The organism is Pseudomonas sp. LBUM1664, from assembly GCF_059695895.1.
Window position 1 is genome coordinate 3,909,989 of sequence record NZ_CP166791.1, and the last position, 18,197, is coordinate 3,928,185.

General features: G+C 54.0%; 12 protein-coding genes and 1 pseudogene. 6 read left to right on the forward strand and 7 right to left on the reverse strand.

The features are described from left to right. The first annotated feature begins 36 nt into the window (after nucleotides 1-36). Nucleotides 37-999 (forward strand): ArdC family protein, encoded by a 963-nt coding sequence (locus tag ACA047_RS18180; protein ID WP_497351606.1) that lies wholly within the window; start codon nucleotides 37-39, stop codon nucleotides 997-999. A 134-nt stretch (nucleotides 1,000-1,133) separates the two neighbouring features. Here ACA047_RS18180 and ACA047_RS18185 read toward each other — a convergent pair whose 3' ends face one another. After that, nucleotides 1,134-1,328, reverse strand: a complete 195-nt coding sequence (locus ACA047_RS18185; RefSeq protein WP_025214500.1) for a DUF7740 domain-containing protein — start codon at nucleotides 1,326-1,328, stop codon at nucleotides 1,134-1,136. A 241-nt stretch (nucleotides 1,329-1,569) separates the two neighbouring features. Here ACA047_RS18185 and mobH point away from each other — a divergent pair, with 241 nt between their 5' ends. After that, the gene (gene mobH / locus ACA047_RS18190; protein WP_497360432.1) at nucleotides 1,570-3,291 is read left to right on the forward strand and encodes a MobH family relaxase; all 1,722 of its coding nucleotides are present in this window, start codon (nucleotides 1,570-1,572) and stop codon (nucleotides 3,289-3,291) included. Nucleotides 3,292-3,471: 180 nt separating this feature from the next. Here mobH and ACA047_RS18195 read toward each other — a convergent pair whose 3' ends face one another. The 3 genes from ACA047_RS18195 to ACA047_RS18205 all read right to left on the reverse strand — a co-directional run bounded on the left by ACA047_RS18195 (nucleotide 3,472) and on the right by ACA047_RS18205 (nucleotide 8,268). Next, on the reverse strand, nucleotides 3,472-4,107 hold the full coding sequence (locus tag ACA047_RS18195) for a hypothetical protein (protein WP_497351608.1): 636 nt from the start codon (nucleotides 4,105-4,107) through the stop codon (nucleotides 3,472-3,474). Between the two features lie 410 nt (nucleotides 4,108-4,517). Beyond that, nucleotides 4,518-6,329, reverse strand: coding sequence for a hypothetical protein (locus ACA047_RS18200; RefSeq protein WP_497351610.1), 1,812 nt, complete (start codon nucleotides 6,327-6,329; stop codon nucleotides 4,518-4,520). Beyond that, nucleotides 6,286-8,268, reverse strand: a complete 1,983-nt coding sequence (locus ACA047_RS18205; RefSeq protein WP_497351612.1) for an ATP-binding protein — start codon at nucleotides 8,266-8,268, stop codon at nucleotides 6,286-6,288. The genes ACA047_RS18200 and ACA047_RS18205 overlap by 44 nt, the downstream gene beginning before the upstream one ends. A 691-nt stretch (nucleotides 8,269-8,959) precedes the next feature. Here ACA047_RS18205 and tnpA point away from each other — a divergent pair. The 4 genes from tnpA (at nucleotide 8,960) to ACA047_RS18225 (ending at nucleotide 11,896) form a co-directional block, all read left to right on the forward strand. Further along, nucleotides 8,960-9,277 (forward strand): IS66-like element accessory protein TnpA, encoded by a 318-nt coding sequence (tnpA, locus tag ACA047_RS18210; protein WP_497351614.1) that lies wholly within the window; start codon nucleotides 8,960-8,962, stop codon nucleotides 9,275-9,277. Beyond that, the gene (gene tnpB / locus ACA047_RS18215) at nucleotides 9,274-9,609 is read left to right on the forward strand and encodes an IS66 family insertion sequence element accessory protein TnpB (RefSeq protein WP_497360434.1); all 336 of its coding nucleotides are present in this window, start codon (nucleotides 9,274-9,276) and stop codon (nucleotides 9,607-9,609) included. The genes tnpA and tnpB overlap by 4 nt, the downstream gene beginning before the upstream one ends. A 51-nt stretch (nucleotides 9,610-9,660) precedes the next feature. Further along, nucleotides 9,661-11,187, forward strand: a complete 1,527-nt coding sequence (gene tnpC / locus ACA047_RS18220) for an IS66 family transposase (protein WP_497351616.1) — start codon at nucleotides 9,661-9,663, stop codon at nucleotides 11,185-11,187. Between the two features lie 61 nt (nucleotides 11,188-11,248). After that, a complete protein-coding gene (locus ACA047_RS18225) occupies nucleotides 11,249-11,896 on the forward strand; it encodes an HAD hydrolase-like protein (RefSeq protein WP_497351618.1) in 648 nt (215 codons plus the stop codon). Nucleotides 11,897-12,145: 249 nt separating this feature from the next. Here ACA047_RS18225 and ACA047_RS18230 read toward each other — a convergent pair whose 3' ends face one another. The 3 genes and pseudogenes from ACA047_RS18230 to ACA047_RS18240 form a co-directional block, all read right to left on the reverse strand. Continuing rightward, nucleotides 12,146-13,531, reverse strand: a complete 1,386-nt coding sequence (locus ACA047_RS18230) for an AAA family ATPase (protein ID WP_497351620.1) — start codon at nucleotides 13,529-13,531, stop codon at nucleotides 12,146-12,148. A 221-nt stretch (nucleotides 13,532-13,752) separates the two neighbouring features. Further along, entirely contained in the window at nucleotides 13,753-17,571 is a 3,819-nt protein-coding gene (gene dsr1, locus ACA047_RS18235) for an anti-phage defense-associated sirtuin Dsr1 (protein WP_497351622.1), read from the reverse strand. A 260-nt stretch (nucleotides 17,572-17,831) separates the two neighbouring features. Continuing rightward, nucleotides 17,832-18,091, reverse strand: a pseudogene (locus tag ACA047_RS18240) (DNA adenine methylase); the annotation flags it as partial. Between the last annotated feature and the right edge of the window lie 106 nt (nucleotides 18,092-18,197).

Below are 18,197 nucleotides of genomic sequence, written 5' to 3' on the forward strand. Positions count from 1 at the left end.
GGCAAGGCGTTCCTCCGGTTTTTCGAGGGAAATGCCATGCGCAATATCTACCAAGACGTCACAGACAAGATCGTTACCGCGTTAGACCAAGGCGTAGCGCCCTGGATCAAACCTTGGTCCTCAAGTGGCTCAGCTGACGTCGGTCATCACCACCCCTACCCCATCAACGCCATCACCCAGCGTCCCTATTCGGGCATCAATTTACCGCTGCTCTGGACCGAGGCTAGGTTGCAGGGGTTCACTCAAGATCGCTGGCTGACTTTCAACCAAGCCAAAAAAGCCGGCGGGCACATCCGGAAGGGTGAGCACAGCACCCTGGCAGTGCTCTACAATCCGATGGAACGCGAGGAACAGACCGAATCAGGCCAACCCGTACTAGATGAAAACGGTCAGCCCAAGGTCGCTCACTTTGGCATTCTCAGGACGCATTTTCTGTTCAACATCGAGCAAACGGAGGGGCTCGAAACGCTCAACGAAACGGTGCTCGAGACGGAATCGAGCGATCCCTTCTTCCCTAACGCTGCTGCAGAAAGTTTGTTGCGAAGTTCGGGCGCACATATCATCCATCGATTTGCCGACGAAGCCTTTTACCACCCGATCAGGGATCTCATCCAACTGCCGACAAAATCGCAATTCCACGATCAAGGTGGATACTACGCCACTGCACTTCACGAGCTGACGCACTGGACCGGACACCACTCTCGATTGCAGCGCGAAGGCGTGACCTCTCCGTGTCCATTTGGCTCGCCAGGCTATGCATTTGAAGAGTTGATCGCCGAAATGGGCGCCGCTTTTTTATGTGCCTACGCCGGTATACGGGGAGAGCTTCGGCACGAGGGCTATATCGACTCCTGGCTCGGCCTGCTCAATTCTGACAACCGCGCGATTTTCCGCGCCAGTGGCCAGGCCCGATGCGCCTCGGAGTATGTGCTCGACCTGGAGCAGCAACAGAAGCAGACGGTAATGGATAATTCGCGATGCATGAACGATGGAGCTTGATCGTTACCTCACTGCTGCAATCGCTTCACAGGGTCCAACACGAGTTGGACCCTTTTTCTATGCCCAGAAAAATCCCCACACTGCGGAGCTCTGACGCAAAGAACATGAGGTAATCCCGTAACCGCAGTACACCGTTACGTATCCAGATTCTCAGCCAGGTAATCCACCAGCTCGAGTGGACTTCGGCTGTCGATCACCTTGTAGATCAGATCGCGTTTGCTGCGCGGCAGCTTCTTGACCACGCTCTTCGCCGAGGCCCTGACAGCTTCGTCTGTCCCATGGATACGTGCCGCGAGCAGCAGCACGAGCGTGGCGTCAGTGAGATTCATGACAAGACCCAATAAAATTCGCACCGCAGTGTACCGACACTTTCCTTTTTCGTACCAGCACGCGCATCCAACAAAACGGCACCAGGACAAATCGATATTCCGATTGCCGCACAAAGGGAAATGCACCAAAAGGGCCGGTAAGGGTTGGAAGGGAATGGGGAGTCAAGGGTAAGAGTCCTATCCGAAAAGGCTAAAAGGCTAAAAGGCCACCGACTCTGCCAGTTCCCGGGAGGACACCATGATGCTCAGTCTGTTTCGGCACAAAAGGATAAAACCTCCTCCGACGCCCACCGTAAACGTCGCCGATGGGTACCTGCCCATCGAATCGTTCCAGAGCCTGTTAGCAGCCGAGCACCGCCGCCAGTTGCTCGATCGCATCTGGCAGTACACCGCCCTCTCCCATCCACAGTTCAGCCAGCTCTATTTAAATCCGATCCATCGCTACGCCGAGCTGGTCCAGCAGCTTCCAGCCAGCGAGACGCACCACCATGCTTATCTTGGTGGCATGCTCGACCATGGGTTGGAGCTGGTCGCTTGCAGTTTGAAACTGCGTCAATCGTATCTGCTGCCGACCGGCGCCGCGCCCGAAGACCAGGCCGCCCAGACCGATGCTTGGTCCGCTGGCATCGCCTATGGCGCGTTGCTCCATGACATCGGCAAGATCGCCGTGGACCTGCTGGTCGAACGCCAGGATGGCCGTGTTTGGCATCCTTGGCAGGGTTCCCTGGATCAGCCGTATCGTTTCCGCTATCTCAAGGGGCGCGACTACCACTTGCACGGCGCGGCCGCAGGCTTGCTCTACAACCAGATTCTCGACTGCCCAATCCTCGATTGGCTCAGTGGATTTCCGCCACTGTGGGCCAGTCTGCTATATGTCCTGGCGGGTCAGTATGAACGTGCCGGCGTGCTGGGAGAATTGGTGATGCAGGCCGACCGCGTTTCCACCGCACAGAACATCGGTGGAAACCCGAGCAAGGCACTGCAAGCACCGATTCATTCGCTGCAACATCACTTGATCAGCGGACTGCGTCATCTGGTTCAGCACGAGCTGAAACTCAACCAGCCAGGTGCCGCAGGATGGTTGACCCAGGACGCGCTCTGGCTCGTCAGCAAAACGGTCACGGACAAGCTACGAGCTTATCTGCTGTCGCAATCGATTGAGGGTATTCCTTCGTCCAATCTCGCGGTGTTTGACGAGCTGCAATCACATGGATTGGTTGAGTCCACGCCGGAAGGCAAAGCCATCTGGACCGCGCTTGTGGCACAGGGAAATTGGCAGCAGAGTTTCACCTTTCTGCGCCTTCAACCGACGTTGATTTGGGGGAATGAAGACCGGCCTGAGGCTTTCAGCGGAACAGTGAGCGTGGCAGCCGATGATCACCCGACTAACGCTTCGGTATCACTACCGCCCACGGCGGTGAACAAAAAACCAACTCAAAGCGCATCGCAGCCAGATCTCTTGGCCATGGAAGATGCCGACTACCTCGGAACCTTACTGGACATGTTCGAACTGGCAGATCCCGAGGGCACTGATGCACCGTCAGAAAGCACCCTCGAAATCTCAAATCCTTCATCGGACAACCCCGGTCAGGCATTCCTGAATTGGGTCAAGGAAGGCATTCTGAGCCATAAGCTGATCATCAATGACAGCAAGGCCAAAATCCACACGGTTAGTGGCAGCGTATTACTGGTTACACCTGGCCTCTTCCAGCGTTACGCACAGGAGTTCCCTAGTATCCCTCAGGGTGTAGATCATGAGATTGAAGAATGGCGTTGGGTGCAGAAGCAATTTGAGAAACTAAAGGTCCACAGGAAGCGAGACAACGGCCTAAATATCTGGGCATGCCATGTCCAGGGCCCTAGGAAGAAAACCATCCTGAGGGGGTATCTTATTGAAGAGCCCAAGCTTTTTTTTGAATTGACACCACCCGACAATCCTTTTCTCACAATCGAAAAAGATTGAAACTCGTCGCATTCCCCTTTTCCGAATGAATGAATGAGATCCGGATACCGACGCCGTCGGCGCCATCTTGGAATCGGTATGTGTTGATCTGTGATCCGCCGATTTCCCCAGCTTAAAAGGAGTCAGGCCATACCGCGACACTCCACGCCTATCTACCCGCTGTGCCTGAGAAACGTAGGTTCAAGGTTGCAGCAACGGTAACGCTTTCAATGCAGGGATCTCATCCAATGCTTCTTTAGTGAACACAGCGATGTACGATCCACGTGGCTGCTTAGCTTCAAGATGCTGAGTGAGTGCATAGGCAACGCCGACAATCGTTTTCTCAAACTCCTCGACAAGCGCCAATGCCCGGTTCCAGAGACGTAAATCAAGTGCACTCAGTTGTTCGTCAATTACGCTCGCGTCGTGTGCACCGGGATGCAGAATGTTGCGTAGCAGATGAATTGCCTCCCGGGCCTTGGCGTGATCTTGTTCAGCCCCAAATCCCCCGCGAATGATCTGCACTGCCTTCTCGTTATCCACTCCCGTTTGTGGAACGTGGCCTGGAGGGAGCGTTTCCGCCATGGCCCCGGCATAGAGCACAAGGACACGACGTTCGAGGTATATCGTGACGTCATGGAGGCTATGCACCGACTCCGCTAAGTGAATGCTTGCCGCCCCGCTGTGGCTTTCCGGCCCCGTAACCTCAACACTGACATTGCTAGTGACGAACCCCATCAGCCTGGACAGCACGTAGTGTCCCATCTCATGCTGGGCAACGACTCTAGCCCGTTCCCGAATGTGTGGTGGAATATCCTTCAAGGCGGTTCGGCCCATTTTGACAACCTTAGAGATCTGTTTTGGTGGTTAGCGTTTGGCCAATAAAACAACGCCACGTGGCCAACGAGGAGGGGCGTCGATTCTGACCGACTTAATCGATATAGGTAAGCCAGTGATCGTATTGCTTCAGCTCCCCCTTCACCGCTGTCAAGTAGGCTGACTAAATCCGCTCTGTAGCCGAGCCACGAGCTCCATTCCAGACCGCACCTTGCAACTGTTTTCGGCTTGCAGGCGGATTACCCAATTTTTCACTCCATGTTCAATTTGTCGAAGGTATTTTTCGAAATACACGCCAGCCCATGTCCGTAGCAATATCATCGCTGCACGCACGGGGCGCACGTGTGGGCAGGGCTGAGTTTCGAATGCGGATCGCCCCCGGATTTTTTAGGCTGTCTTCTCGTCGCTGATCACAAGCCAATGCATTCCAGGGTTGCCTGTTGCGTGGTGATGCGGGGATAAATGATTGAAAGCCAGGCGATGGGAGTGTCTTGATCGAATTCAGCTGCCAATGTACGCAGCTGGATTAGATGCGGAAAGTTCTCGGCTGCTGAAGATAATGCAGCCTTGGCCAAAGGCGACTCACCCGCCCTCCTGTGCCGTTCGGCTAGTGATAGAGCCATGCAGGCCTCCACGCTCGTGGGCACCCTGATGCCATTATTCTTGTAACGCTGCGTGTAATAGCGATCCAGCTGGAGCTGGTGGTCAGCCGGTGTCCATTCCGAGTCGCTACCAAGCAACGCCTGCGCAATCAGGGAGTCGACACTCGGCTTGTTTAGGATCTTCAACTCTTTGGCGGAGTGCTTTCTTCCCATGGGATCACATCCAAGGTAGATGTCGGACAAATACCAGAGGGCTAGAAACGACACATTCTGCGCTTCATTCATTTGAGGCTGGATGCTCAATCCCTTCTCAATCACATGAGTCAGCCGGTGGAGTTTGCGGTTGGGATAATCAACTAGACACTGGTCGAGCAGCTCTACCAAGCCTTGGAAATAGCGCCTCGACGTCTGACTATCAAAGCCTGGAGGATTGTAGATCCACAATGTGGGGTCGAGCCTCAGCGTCAAGAGGTGGGGGTTATCCCACTCGTAGCTGCACGGTTCATGCTCTATCTTCGTGGACTTGCGGACGAATTCGATGATCACTGCCCGTACAAGGCGGAATAACCCTTGGAAGGTGAACGTGAGCTTCCCGTCGTCCTCACACGTTTCTCGGTGGCTGGCGAAGTGGAGGAACTCTTTGGTCAAAGGTTTGAGCGTGTGAACATAGCTAGAGCGGACGCCGTAGAGGTTCTGTAGCGCAGCTTCCAGATCACGGCGTCCTATCGGATGCTTCTGGGGATCGGCCTGAACCGAGAAGTAATCCACCGGCAGGTAAGCAAGGATGAACTGTACAAATCGAAAGCCAAGGCGCGGATGTATAACTTCCAACACTGCGTCCCTGACCTTTTGCGAGTGTTCTTCGCTGACATCAGTGAGTGCCTCATCCACGCCAGATCGCTTTTGATCAGGGATATCTGTCCATTGCGGCTCGTGCCCATCAAATTTCTGGGCCAACGACTCAACGCACATGACCAGAAGGGTGTATGCCAGATTGAGGTCATCGCTCATTCTGTGGACAGCGGCCACGTACGTTCTGATTGCCTGGATCACAACCAGGTAGGTGGTGCGCTGCAAACCGATCAATTGGTCTGCAAACTGTTCGAAATCCTGAAGCTCGGAGTGAGTGGCCCTTACCGACGTATCATAAAAGCGCGCTAGCCGTTCACTAGGCTGCCGCTCACTTGGTCGAAGACGCTGGCGCAGCAAGCGTTCGGCAACGTGAACATCTGGCGAGCAAATCACCTGCAAACTGAAGGAGGCTACGTCAGCAAAGTCGTCGATGTAGGCTCCCATCGAGCGGGAAACGAGGACTCCTGGTTCCGGGTCAGCCGCTTCCATGTACTCGGTCATTTCATAGCCCAATGCAGCTGGGATATGCGATGTATCCAGGTTGATCAGTGTTCCGATCTTGGAGGTTAACCGGTCGACAGCACCGAGATCCAAGTTCGTATAAATCACCCCTTTGAGATCTTGTCGGCGTGGGTTTTCGCGATTTGTGAAAAGCTTTCCGGTCGCAGCTTGTAGCACGGAAACTCCTTGATTGATAAACCCACGTTCATCGAGCTGGTAGAGGTTATACAGCTTCCTTGATTGCGACGTCGTTTGCTTCAGCGGCATTGGATTCGACTAGGTCGAGCGTGCCCTGCTCCTGCGTCGACAGTACCTTGGCTAGGAGCGCATCCGTTTTGAGATTGTCGTACCTGTCTTCCAAGACTTTCCGCAAACGCATCAGTCGAAGGTTGGCCGTGCTCACTAAGGCGCCATAAGTGGTGGCCCGTACTTGCCCATACTTGCGTGATTCATCACCCACCGTTTTGGAGGTACCCACCCCGGCAGCAATCGATTGCCCTACTACCCAGGCAGTAATGAACGGCGAACCGTTGACATAGCCTGATCCAGCGATATCCTGAACGTATCCGTCGGCCTGGTTGACCTCCTGGCGGTTGAGCTTGAATCCACCCTTCTTCAGCTCAATCAGAAGAATGTTCTGCATCTGGGCGACCGAGGCATCTTGGGGGTCGAGATGCTCGATTCCCACCAGCTGTACAGTGGATCGATCTGGCAGCACCACGATATCAGGTCGTTTCCGCTCGTTGATGAATGAAGCGTCGCCATCCCCCCAGAGCTGCTTCGCAACGCTTTTCAACGTCATGTTTGAGCAGTATTCCATCGACTCAAACTCGGGGCCAAACAACCAGCGGGATCGCAGAATCAGTGGATGAAGGGTGTGCAGCTCATCTGTATCGGGATCATTCGCAAGCCTGGTGATGGCCTCAATGACGCAGAGCCGGCCATCAATCTCGTCGAGAACGCGCAATGCGTCTTTGACAGACCAGTCTTCCAAGAGGGAGTCCAGGCCCTCAATATCGGTCGCAGACAGGTTGGCAAGCTTCTGAAGCAAGGATGCCCCACTTTTGGATTTCTCTAGGTTGATGACTGCCTTCACCGCCGTGGCAAGGAAGTCTGGAGAGACCATAGGGTGTGCTTGGGCGACAGCTTTCGTAAATTCCGTCACTTCGAGTTGAGCGCCATGGCCCAAAGACTTGAGCTCTGAACGGTTCTGTACCAAGGCATCCTCGGACGTCGCTTCCACGACTTCAGCGGCCAGCTCATCCGCTACCCGGCTGATACAGTCTGCAGCAGCTTTGAATAGCTCCTCGACGGCTGGCGTCGACTGAAATCCCGTCCAGTCTGGAAGCACGTGTCCTTCAAAGCCTTGGGTATCCACGATGACCTTGTAGCGCTTGGCAAATCGTGTACGTCCATCGAAATTAGCGACCTGGCCGATTACCCACGAGGGGTTACCTACGAGCCGGTGGTCGACCCAGAACGCCACGCCTTGGTGGATGGATGAATGGTTCTGCTGCGTGGAGTCGATGACAATGACTTTTGCCGTACGGCCATCACTCAACTTCAGGATATGTGTACGCGCATGCTGCTCAAGCTTTGCCAGGGTAAGGGGCGTGCCGTTTACGCGAATCTGGAACCCGGGGTCATGAATGAATCGCGCGGCAAGAACTGTGAAGATTTCCTTTGCATCCGGCATCTTGCGGGTGACCGACACGGACAGACGCGTGCCTGCGCCATCGCGCTCGGCAAACGCCTCTGAGCGCACCACAAACGGGCTGGGTCCCGACTCTGTACCCACCACGAAGGTGCTGAGCTTACCGTCGCGCCAGGTTTCTACCTGGTACTGATCGCCGAAGCAAAGAAGCCCATGCCGACCAACCCCGTTGCGCCCGTAGGCCTTCCTGAGTTTGGAGTTCTTGCCTTTAGGAAATTCGACCTTGGAGCTCTGGTGTTTGAGGCGGTTGTACCGAAGCGTCATCCATCGTTTGCTGAACTGCTGGGCCGACATCCCGTGACCATCATCGACAACGGTCAGCGTGCCGCCAGGCTCAGAGGGTAAGATCAGGTCGACCTTGCTCGCACCAGCATCCCAGGCATTGGCCACAAGCTCAGTAAGTGCCACCTGCGGCACGTGCGCTACTGGGCCCAACTCACGGAGAAGGTAGTCCTCCTCAAACAATGAAAGATGACGGGTTTGGTCGGACATCGATTCTCTCCATGAAGCGGTTATCCGGCCGTTTTTCCGGAGAAAGCAGTTGTCAGCAATCCTACCTGATTGGCTTGCTTAGCTGAATCCAAGAATAGCTCCTATGAGTACAGGTTCAATCGTCTTGGGGCTCGCTATTTATCTTGTTGCACGCCACCGAAGGCAAAGTCTGTCATCTCCGCCCATGACCCAGAGCCCAGACCAAATTGCTAACCAAAAATTGTGCCTTCACGAGAGGGGACAAAGCCATTATCCGAGCCGACGCCTGGAGCACGGGGCGCAGGTTGAGTTTCTGCTCTAACTATTTGATAGCGTAATGAGGAAGGAAACTGGGCCTTCCTTGAGCAAATCAAGTCACCCCCTCCCCCCATCCTCCACCGCCGATGATAGTTTGTATTGGCCCCGTCGCCGCACGAAGTCAGTCGGTACTATTACGAACGCCTCAAAGGACTCCTCGAAGTCGAAATGGCCAGCCTATACGGGGCAACAAGCACGGATTCTTGGGAATTCCCTAGAAAAACCACCGGTTGGCTCGCCGCGACGTTGGCGCACTCGTGGGAGTAGTTAAAGTCCAATGCATGTGCCATCAGAGTAAGCGGCCGGCGAACACACCTTCAAAATCCCAGAATTAAGGGCGATGGTGTCCGCGTATTTTTAAGCGGACGCGATTGCCCCTATCGCCAGGATTTCCATGCGCCAACGAAGCTCTTATCCCAAACCATTCAAAGCCCAGGTCGTCCAGGAATGCCTGCAACCCGGAGCGACGATTTCCAGCGTAGCCATCCATCACGGCATCAACGCCAACGTGATCCGCAAGTGGCTACCTGCTTACCGGGATCAATCGCCTGCAACCTTGCCGGCTTTCGTTCCGGTAAAAGCCGTACCAAGGCGAGCAACAGAAGAGATGGTGATCATCTCGCTGCCTCTGGGCGATAAATCCATCACCGTAAAGTGGCCAGCTGCGGATCCGGACGGCTGCGCGTGTTTCATTCGTGGCTTGGCCCAATGATTCGCGTTGATGCCATCTGGCTCGCTACCGAGCCTATGGATATGCGCGCCGGCACTGAGACTGCGTTAGCCCGAGTGGTTGCGGTGTTCGGTGCGGCGAAGCCGCACTGCGCTTACCTCTTTGCCAACCGCCGGGCGAACCGCATGAAAGTCCTGGTGCACGACGGCGTCGGTATCTGGCTGGCTGCACGGCGCTTGAACCAAGGTAAGTTTCAATGGCCAGGCGTCCATCGTGGGACGGAGGTCGAACTCGACCCCGTACAACTTCAGGCGCTGGTACTGGGATTACCCTGGCAACGAGTCGGTACGGGCGGCGTAATTACATTGCTTTAAATGTTGCCTTTTAGCTGAAGCAGTCGGGCTGCTTTGGTAAAATCCACCCCCATGACGTCCTTGCCCGATCTCGAACAAATGACCCCCGAACAACTGCGCACACTGGCTGCGCAGTTGATGTCCAAGGTCGACACCCAGAGCCGAAAGATCCATCGTGACGAAACGATTATCGAGCAGCTCACTCACGAGATCGCCATCCTTAAACAGCACAAGTTCGCCAAGCGCAGCGAGCAGATCAGCCCGGCGCAGGGCAGCCTGCTCGATGACCTACTCAATACTGACCTCGAAGCCATCGAGGCGGAGTTAAAAGCTCTTCATCCCGCACCCGCGCAGGCAGAGCCACGCCAGCAACCCAAGCGTGCGTCGTTGCCACCGCAGTTCCCACGCACTGTGATCCATCACGAGCCGGACAACACCCAGTGCGCGTGCGGCTGCCAGCTTCAGCGCATCGGTGAAGTTGTCAGCGAGAAGCTGGACTACACGCCGGGCGTCTTCACCGTCGAACAGCACGTTCGCGGGAAATGGGCCTGCCGGCAGTGCGAAACACTGATCCAGGCCCCGGTGCCGGCGCAGGTGATCGACAAGGGCATTCCCACTGCCGGCCTGCTGGCTCATGTGATGGTGGCCAAGTTCGCCGACCACCTGCCGCTGTATCGGCAGGAAAAGATCTTCGGCCGTGCCGGCCTGACTATCCCGCGCTCGACACTGGCGCAGTGGGTGGGTCAAACCGGCGTGCAGCTTCAGCCGCTGGTTGATGTGCTGCGAGAAGCAGTACTGGCCCAGCGCGTCGTCCACGCCGATGAAACGCCGGTACAAATGCTGGCACCCGGCGAGAAGAAAACCCACCGCGCCTATGTCTGGGCCTACAGCAGTACGCCGTTTTCGGCCCTCAAGGCCGTAGTCTACGACTTCAGCCCCAGCCGTGCCGGCGAACATGCGCGTAACTTTCTGGGCGCATGGAACGGCAAGCTGGTCTGCGATGACTTCGCCGGCTACAAGGCCAGCTTCGAGCTGGGCATCACGGAAATCGGCTGCATGGCCCATGCGCGCCGCAAGTTCTTCGACCTGCATGTAGCTAATAAGAGCCAGTTGGCAGAGCAGGCGCTTCACTCGATTGGCGGGCTGTACGAAGTCGAGCGACACGCCAAGGAAATGAGCGACGAAGACCGTTGGCGATTACGCCAGGAAACAGCGGTACCCATCGCTGAAAAACTGCATGAGTGGATGTTGGCTCAGCGTGAACTTGTGCCCGAAGGTTCGGCCACGGCCAAGGCCCTGGATTACAGCCTCAAACGCTGGGTAGCGCTGACGCGCTACCTGCAAGATGGTGCTGTGCCCATCGACAACAATCAAATCGAGAACCTAATCCGGCCGTGGGCGCTTGGGCGGTCGAACTGGTTATTTGCCGGGTCGCTGCGTAGCGGCAAGCGGGCGGCGGCAATCATGAGTTTGATCCAGTCAGCGCGCATCAACGGGCATGATCCGTATGCTTATCTCAAGGACGTGCTGACACGGTTGCCGACGCAGCGGGCCAGTGAGATCGAGCAACTGCTTCCGCATAAGTGGCAGCTGGTTTAATCACGCAAGACATTATGCCCGGCGCACACCCCAAAAGCGCACAGTTCGACAAAGGAAAGCTATGAAAAATCTCATCTTCGACCTAGACGGCACTCTTGTTGATTCCGCACCAGGTATCGTCGTCAGCCTGACACACGCCGTTCGGGCTCTAGGTCATGACTTCACGCCCTATGCCGGAATCACGCACCTTTTGGGGCCGCCGATGACTCAGGTAATGGCGCAATTGCTAGAGCCTTATGGAGATGACCGGGTCGACGAGGGCGTCGAGTTGTACCGGACACATTATGGGCAGGACGGTATCTCTGGATCAGTGGCTTACACGGGAATTAGACAAGTTATTGATTCGCTGGCTACACAAGGATATGCGTTGTACGTTGCTACCTCTAAACGTCAGGGGTTTGCCGAGCGCATTCTGAGCGATACAGGGCTGCGAGGGTATTTCCAAAGCGTTTTCGGTACTTCGCCGGACGGTAAACTGGACGATAAATCCCGCTTGCTGGATACAATGCTGGCGATAGAAGCGATCCTTCCTAAATCCGCCTGCATGATCGGTGACAAACGCGATGATATTATCGCCGCCCATCAAAACGGATTACTTGCCATTGGCGTCCTTTGGGGCTACGGCACCCGTAAGGAGCTGATCGAGTGCGGTGCCGACAAGCTAGTCGAGCAGCCGACCCATTTGCTGGATGCAATCCTAAAAGACTGAGGTGCAAGACCTATGAGCCAGCCGCTCCCCAGTTCTTAACTTGCCAGCACCAGCGAATTAATTGACCAGTCCGGAAAACTGAGGTGGACACCATTATCTTGATGTTTGGACAGTAAAGGCGATTTCGCCGGACGCTTACCCATCAGATAGATTTTCTCCGGGTCAGGCGGCCGCTCCGAATAATTTTTAATGACCTCTACAACTAAAGCATATATCCGGCTTTAATATCCGCCTGCGCCTACGAACAATTTAACTTTCCTCAGACAACTCTTCTTCCCCTCTGAATTTTATACGAGGAGTGTTATCTTTTCCCGCTGAGGTAGGTCGCTTGGCTTTTGCCATTGCAGTGGGAGCTTTAGGGGCATCCGGTATATTTCCTTGCAGTTCCACTCCCCCTTCAAGAGCCTTCATAGCTATAAAGCCTCGAAGTATATTTTCCCTATAGGTATAAATTCCTTTTCTATCTAGCGCATTCTCAATTATCTCCCCATACTGCTTCTTCTTCAGATCACGCAGCTTTGCCAGGAAGCTTGACTGAGATAACGGAAGATATTCCGCCGATGGATTTTTTCCGTGCAGCTTTTCATGTATGCGGATATATGACAAAAAGACACTCTCTCCATATCTGATAATATCCTCGGAGTCACTTGTCGCCCATAGTATTTCGGTGTAATCGGGAGACCTGTGAGATGTTGCTTGTTCATAAGGCCGCTTGAGATGGGCACCGATACTCAAAATCGCATCTTCCAGTGCTTTTTCAAAAATCGCGACGTCCAGATGGCTGACAGTGGACTCTTCGTTAAATGCTAGCCAGAGAAGTTTTTCCGTAATTAGATGTGCATAATATGGAAAACCGTTAGAAATTTTGGCAATCTTAAAACACACGTCGTCATCTACCGAAAGCGAGAACGCAGCGGCAGCATCTCGAACTATATCTTCTCGCGCTGTCCATCCTAGACGCTCAAGTCCAATGGTATGGAGCTGTCGGAAGCTCGATTCGTGTGAGCCTAAGAGTTTTTCAAGTGACGTAGACACCCCTGTGAAGATAAATTTTACATTCACCCCTCTATCCCCAAGATCTTTGAGGAACGTAGCAAATAGCTTTCTCTCAACCTCTGAGTCTATCTGATCAAACTCATCAATGATTACCACAGGATTGTCGGAGTGATATTTTGCTATCTCTTCAGTGGCGTTGACCGCTGAATACATTGAGTCCACCTTTGGCACCTCGACCTTTTTGGCAGTACTCTTCCAGCTAATAGAATAAATTTTGATATTAACAGACTGGCTAATCACATGCTCGTACTTGCCCGCAAGCGATTTCATTACCCTATCGACTAAATTCTCAATAGTCTCATAAAATTTAGTATCAGGCCCGCAACCTATCTGTATAGGTGAATTGTCGGGGGACTGATACTGAGCCGCAGCGGCGGCTGCTAATGACGATTTCCCTACACCCCGATCTCCATAGATGAAGACATGACGCCCATTGGCATATAGAGCCTCCTCTATCAAAGATAGCTCTTTTTCGCGTCCAAATAGCTGTTGTATGCTCTTAACTGGGCCTGACGCTGAAATATGTTCGTTCAGTTTTGTCGTAAAGTCGTTTTTATTCTCAAAGCCTGCAATCGACATAAAGTCCCTTTTCAGCACATGGTTAGCGTTCTTGGACGAACAGGTTAGCAGCTTGGAACTGGGGCGCACAGTCACTCAAAGCAGTTGGATTATCCCGAGTTGTGCCCAGTCTTTGATTGACTGCCTTAGCATTCGCGTTGGTGCTTTGTGAAATTCTAGCGATTCCATATGCCTATTCCTGTTATTAAATTCCCAAACCACTGCGCTGAGGCGCTTTAGCATTAAGGCCGTCCATGACGACGCAGATAGTCAGCCAACCTGCGATACTCGGGATTTTCAGCAAGGTTCGCCTGCGCCTCAGTAATTGCCTCCAAACACGGTCGAAGATCAGGAGATAGCCAAGCTTGGCTGTCCACGACCGCCGCCAATAGCCGCAACGCTTCTCGAGGGAAGCTTGTGCATAGACCTGACTGGCGCAGTTCGTGGATTGCATAGTGCATATGCTCAGTGGGTACCAGCCAGTCATAGACTGTATCCAAGGCAGCAGGGAACTCAGCCCCGGCCGCAATGGACATTCGGATCAGTGATTCAGCGATGGCGGGAGTCACTAGATCTTGAGATTTTGGCCAGATATGCTTCCAGAAGGGCAGGATCCTATTCTGCCAATATTCCTCCCGCTGTTTCCCTGCCCCCTCCAGCGCTTGCGACAGAGACCGAGCAGACTCTTGTAGCGCCTTCAAAGGAAACGTGGCAAAAGCCAGACGAAACTCCTCAGAGCTATACCCCTCAAGGGGACCTAATGCGGCGTACGTGAATATCGCGGCGAATTGCTCAGCATGCTCTCCCAAATCCTCATAATGACTAGCAGTATCGAGGAACTCAGCCTTGAAAGCTAAAAGTAGCGGACGATACAGACGCGGTGACCACAAGAACCCCTCCCACGCCCTTCTAGCTTCAACAGGACTGATAGACCAGCTGAAATGAGGAAGGAGATTAGTTCTAGTCCAAGCCTCATCAACCCTGAACAGAGCGATAAGTCTGGACGCAAGCAGAACCCTGCCATGACGGTATCTTTCCACTTGCGAGTCGCAAAGTTCGGTGAAGAGCTGAGCTAGCTCCTTTGGAAGACGATCATTGTCGCTAAGGTCAGCTTTCTGCCAAATGTTTAGCAGTGCTTGCGTTACATGCCCAATGGGATGATTGATGGCCTCAGTAACTGGTTGATTAATCGGTTCGCCGTTACTTGTCATGCCCGTATCCGCTTCAAGAGGCAGGCCCATCACCCTACGGCAAATTCTCAAGAAGACAGCAAGGCCTTCAAAGCTCGATTTAGACACTTCATCAAGCCAACGTGTGACATCATAAATTACTTGAGAAAGAACCTCGTCTGGCATCGCTTCGATCCATGGAACAACGTAACGCCATGATCGCCGAGCAACACATGATTCGCTCCATACCTGGAGCGCCTCCTGCCAACGCCTCACAAGCCATTGTCCTTCCCGCGCTAGATCCCCCAAAGCATACAAACTGTTGAGAAGGTGCTTTCTACACACATCTCTCCAAGTGTCTTCATCGAAGTATTCATGATCAGCCGGGGGATTTCGAAGCCATTGAAGGAGTGCTTCACGCTTGTAAGGTGCCAACCTGATGACGCGCTGATTTTGATAATCAGGGTCTCCGGTCCCACTCATCCAGTGGGAAAATTCATCGCTCTCGTTTTCCGCCAAGCGGAGATGGGGGTAGGCCGCGGATAGCTCATCAAGCCTTTGCTGAGCTTGATCACCGAGGATAAGCCCACCTAACTGAAGCTTCGCCAAGACCCTCCAAACGGCCTGATCTACGCGTTGTTGATATCGATCATCCGCGATGTCATCTACGAAATTTTCTCTTGGAGGCCCGAGCAAAATCACCGCCTCCAGCATTTCTTGAGCCGCAAGAGACAGCCTTTGCCCTTGCAACACAAGCAGGCGATAAGCTTCTCGTTTAGTGGAGATTGACCACAACCATCGGCCATTTTCCGCCAGTAGCCATTCAGCCCACTCATCCGCCGGTATAGCGCCATCTCGACTCGCTGCAAAGAACGCCAAACGCTTGAAGGTAGGATACGGAATCTCAAACCAGCTACGCGCGATCTTCGCAGCAACATCAGGATGCTCTCCGAAATTAGCCAGCCACGAATCACGGAGCAGCTCAATGAGCACGACCCATTCGCGGAAACCACGATTCTGCCAGTGATGGCTAACCGACGGCAGATCCCAGAATGAACGATCCTCAAAGGAGTCGGCACTTCCTAATTCTTGCAAGAGGTCCAAAGCATCACGAAGCAATGCCTGGAAGTCCTCAAGGAGCAACGGCAAGGCCGACGCCCACTCTTCATGAGACGATTCGGAGAGCGTGGATCTCACGTGGTCGGAGCTTAATACCAATTCCCAATTTACCAGATGGCGCAGATTCGTTGGTGATACATCCACATCGTCCGACAATCGAAATGGTTTAGATATGGAAACCACAGGTGAAAGCAGCGTCCGTAGCTGTAGTCGAAGACTCGCAGTTAGACCATCTCTTTTCAACCGCTCGGCCCAGCTGTAAAGATCCAGCTCTCTCCAGGGCGACTTGATCCGCTCAGCTAGGAACAGTCCCCAGAGCTTGCGTATATGAGGCCCTGGTATCGCCTTAGGTGAGCTTTTGCGGAGCGCATCCAGCTCGGCGGTGTTTCCTTCATTTTGAAGCTTTGCGGTGAGCCCCAACTGGTCTTGGATGAGAAATGCAAGGCGATCGTGGACGCATCCGCCCCGCGCAGAGAGCCAAAGCAAAAGGTCCGGATCATCGAGATGCCGTACAAGCCATCTAGCTATCTGGAACATCACATCATCCCAGTAACCCGTTCGCCCTCCGACAAGCGTCATCGGCGCTGCCAATTGATAAGGGGTGGGCCTTTGAACCAGACTGAAATTGAGCTTAGGATCAGCTTCCGCGTGAGCAGGAATCCCGAAGCGCCCGAGATCTGAGTGGCAGTAGCGTGGATCACTGAATGCGCCCAACAGCCACTCTAAGGACGGGGCGGGACTGAAATCCGCAAACCGACGCGCCGGTAGCCCTGACCTATCAGAAAGCGCCCAAAGCATACGTCCTACGAAATCATCTTGCCGGGTGCTGGCCGAGGGCTTGGACAGAGCGTGGGTAGTCACGATCCGCTCCTTTCCAGTAGTTCCATCCCTGTATGTCTCAGACCAAGCTTTCAGGGTCTGATGCAACCCCCTATGCGAGTTAGCCCCAGGCTGAGTGTGGTAGAGGATGGGAGCTACTCCCTTTGCCTTCCATTCAGCGGTTTTCTGGCTTTCCTCTTCTGGTTTACAGGATCCAAATGCCCATGCCTGCGGAGTGATCTCTCCAAGCATTCTGTCAGCAGCCAACGCGTCCATCATGTAGCGCAGAACCGGGTCGCTGACACTGTATCCGACGAAGCAAACCACGTAGTTGCGGAATAACTCACTCACGAATCTGGCAGCCCAACGCTCAGTCAGGTATGCAAGCCCGAAGTCACCGCTTGTGATGACGAGTCGGTTGAGTTCGTAAAAGGTGGGCTTAGTCGGCAGCAATCCGTGCAGGTAAACTACCCCATCCCAGCGACTATTTTTAGGAAGCGGGAGCATCGGGGCGGAGTAAGAATTGAAACGCTGTTTTGTGCGCCGACCTGCGGCATCGAAGACGCGGTCGAAATTTGTTGTGACGAGACGCAGCGCCCCGGTCCGACTCCTACCCAAACTCAGCAATGCTGCGTGCGTGTCTGTTGCCCCTTTGAGCCGGAGATTGGGTTTGAGAGCCCGTGCTAAAGCCTCTCGAACCGAGCCCCGACCGTTCGGTAAGCGCCGCTCAAGAAGATCCAGGGTGGCATCGTATTGATAGTTATCAAAGGCTTTCTGCTCCGCACTATCGAATGTGGTGAGCGCCTCCTTGTAGATGAGCTGCACCAAGCCTTTGAAATCCAGAAGCCCTGCGGGGTATGAAATACCTGCTCCGCAAAAGAAGACCACTTTGCCCTCTTCATGGGCTTGGAGCAGTTCGTCAGGGATATCAGGACCATTCGTTACAAATTGCATCCTTGCGCCACCTCGTGCTTGATGGCGACAAGCCACCTATCGACTCGATATTTAGCATGGGTGACGTCTTTATGCCATCCATACTAACTGGCCGTCCGCTATTCCAATCGGGTGGTGGTCGACACTGGCAGCTCGCAGCGTGCGCCTCCCCCACCGTCTGTTGATCTGTTCCAGCACCCGCACCGGGTCGCTTCGGCGGGCTGGGGCGCGACGTACAGATCGTAGTTTATTCATCTGACTAGCCCAGACTTAACAGCATCCATGCGCCCGTAGTTTTCAAACGAGAAATCTACGCCGTAGCCGACGGTCTGCCAGTAGGGTGGGGCCATGTAATGGAAGGAGCCGGCATGACCATAGCGTTCAGCACATCCAAGCCAGGGGAGGTTTTCGACGTAGATCCCGGACCAGAGTGAACAGCAACCGAGAGGTTTTCCTCGATCCGCAGCAAGTAGATGGTCGGACCAGTGGTCGAGGTACCAAATTTCTGCCCAGTTACCTTGCCAGCGAAATCATATTGCTCAGCATCCTGACAGGCCAAAGTCGTGGCAATTCCAATCCCACTCGATATCCGCAATTATCAGGACCATATTTTGATTATCAGCTTATCCTCGTAAAGTCGATCAAGG

Coding starts and splice junctions, on each gene's coding strand:
- ACA047_RS18180 (WP_497351606.1), top strand. CDS start 37: ATGCGCAATATCTACCAAGACGTCACAGACAAGATCGTTACCGCGTTA.
- ACA047_RS18185 (WP_025214500.1), bottom strand. CDS start 1,328: ATGAATCTCACTGACGCCACGCTCGTGCTGCTGCTCGCGGCACGTATC.
- mobH (WP_497360432.1), top strand. CDS start 1,570: ATGCTCAGTCTGTTTCGGCACAAAAGGATAAAACCTCCTCCGACGCCC.
- ACA047_RS18195 (WP_497351608.1), bottom strand. CDS start 4,107: ATGGGCCGAACCGCCTTGAAGGATATTCCACCACACATTCGGGAACGG.
- ACA047_RS18200 (WP_497351610.1), bottom strand. CDS start 6,329: ATGCCGCTGAAGCAAACGACGTCGCAATCAAGGAAGCTGTATAACCTC.
- ACA047_RS18205 (WP_497351612.1), bottom strand. CDS start 8,268: ATGTCCGACCAAACCCGTCATCTTTCATTGTTTGAGGAGGACTACCTT.
- tnpA (WP_497351614.1), top strand. CDS start 8,960: ATGCGCCAACGAAGCTCTTATCCCAAACCATTCAAAGCCCAGGTCGTC.
- tnpB (WP_497360434.1), top strand. CDS start 9,274: ATGATTCGCGTTGATGCCATCTGGCTCGCTACCGAGCCTATGGATATG.
- tnpC (WP_497351616.1), top strand. CDS start 9,661: ATGACGTCCTTGCCCGATCTCGAACAAATGACCCCCGAACAACTGCGC.
- ACA047_RS18225 (WP_497351618.1), top strand. CDS start 11,249: ATGAAAAATCTCATCTTCGACCTAGACGGCACTCTTGTTGATTCCGCA.
- ACA047_RS18230 (WP_497351620.1), bottom strand. CDS start 13,531: ATGTCGATTGCAGGCTTTGAGAATAAAAACGACTTTACGACAAAACTG.
- dsr1 (WP_497351622.1), bottom strand. CDS start 17,571: ATGCAATTTGTAACGAATGGTCCTGATATCCCTGACGAACTGCTCCAA.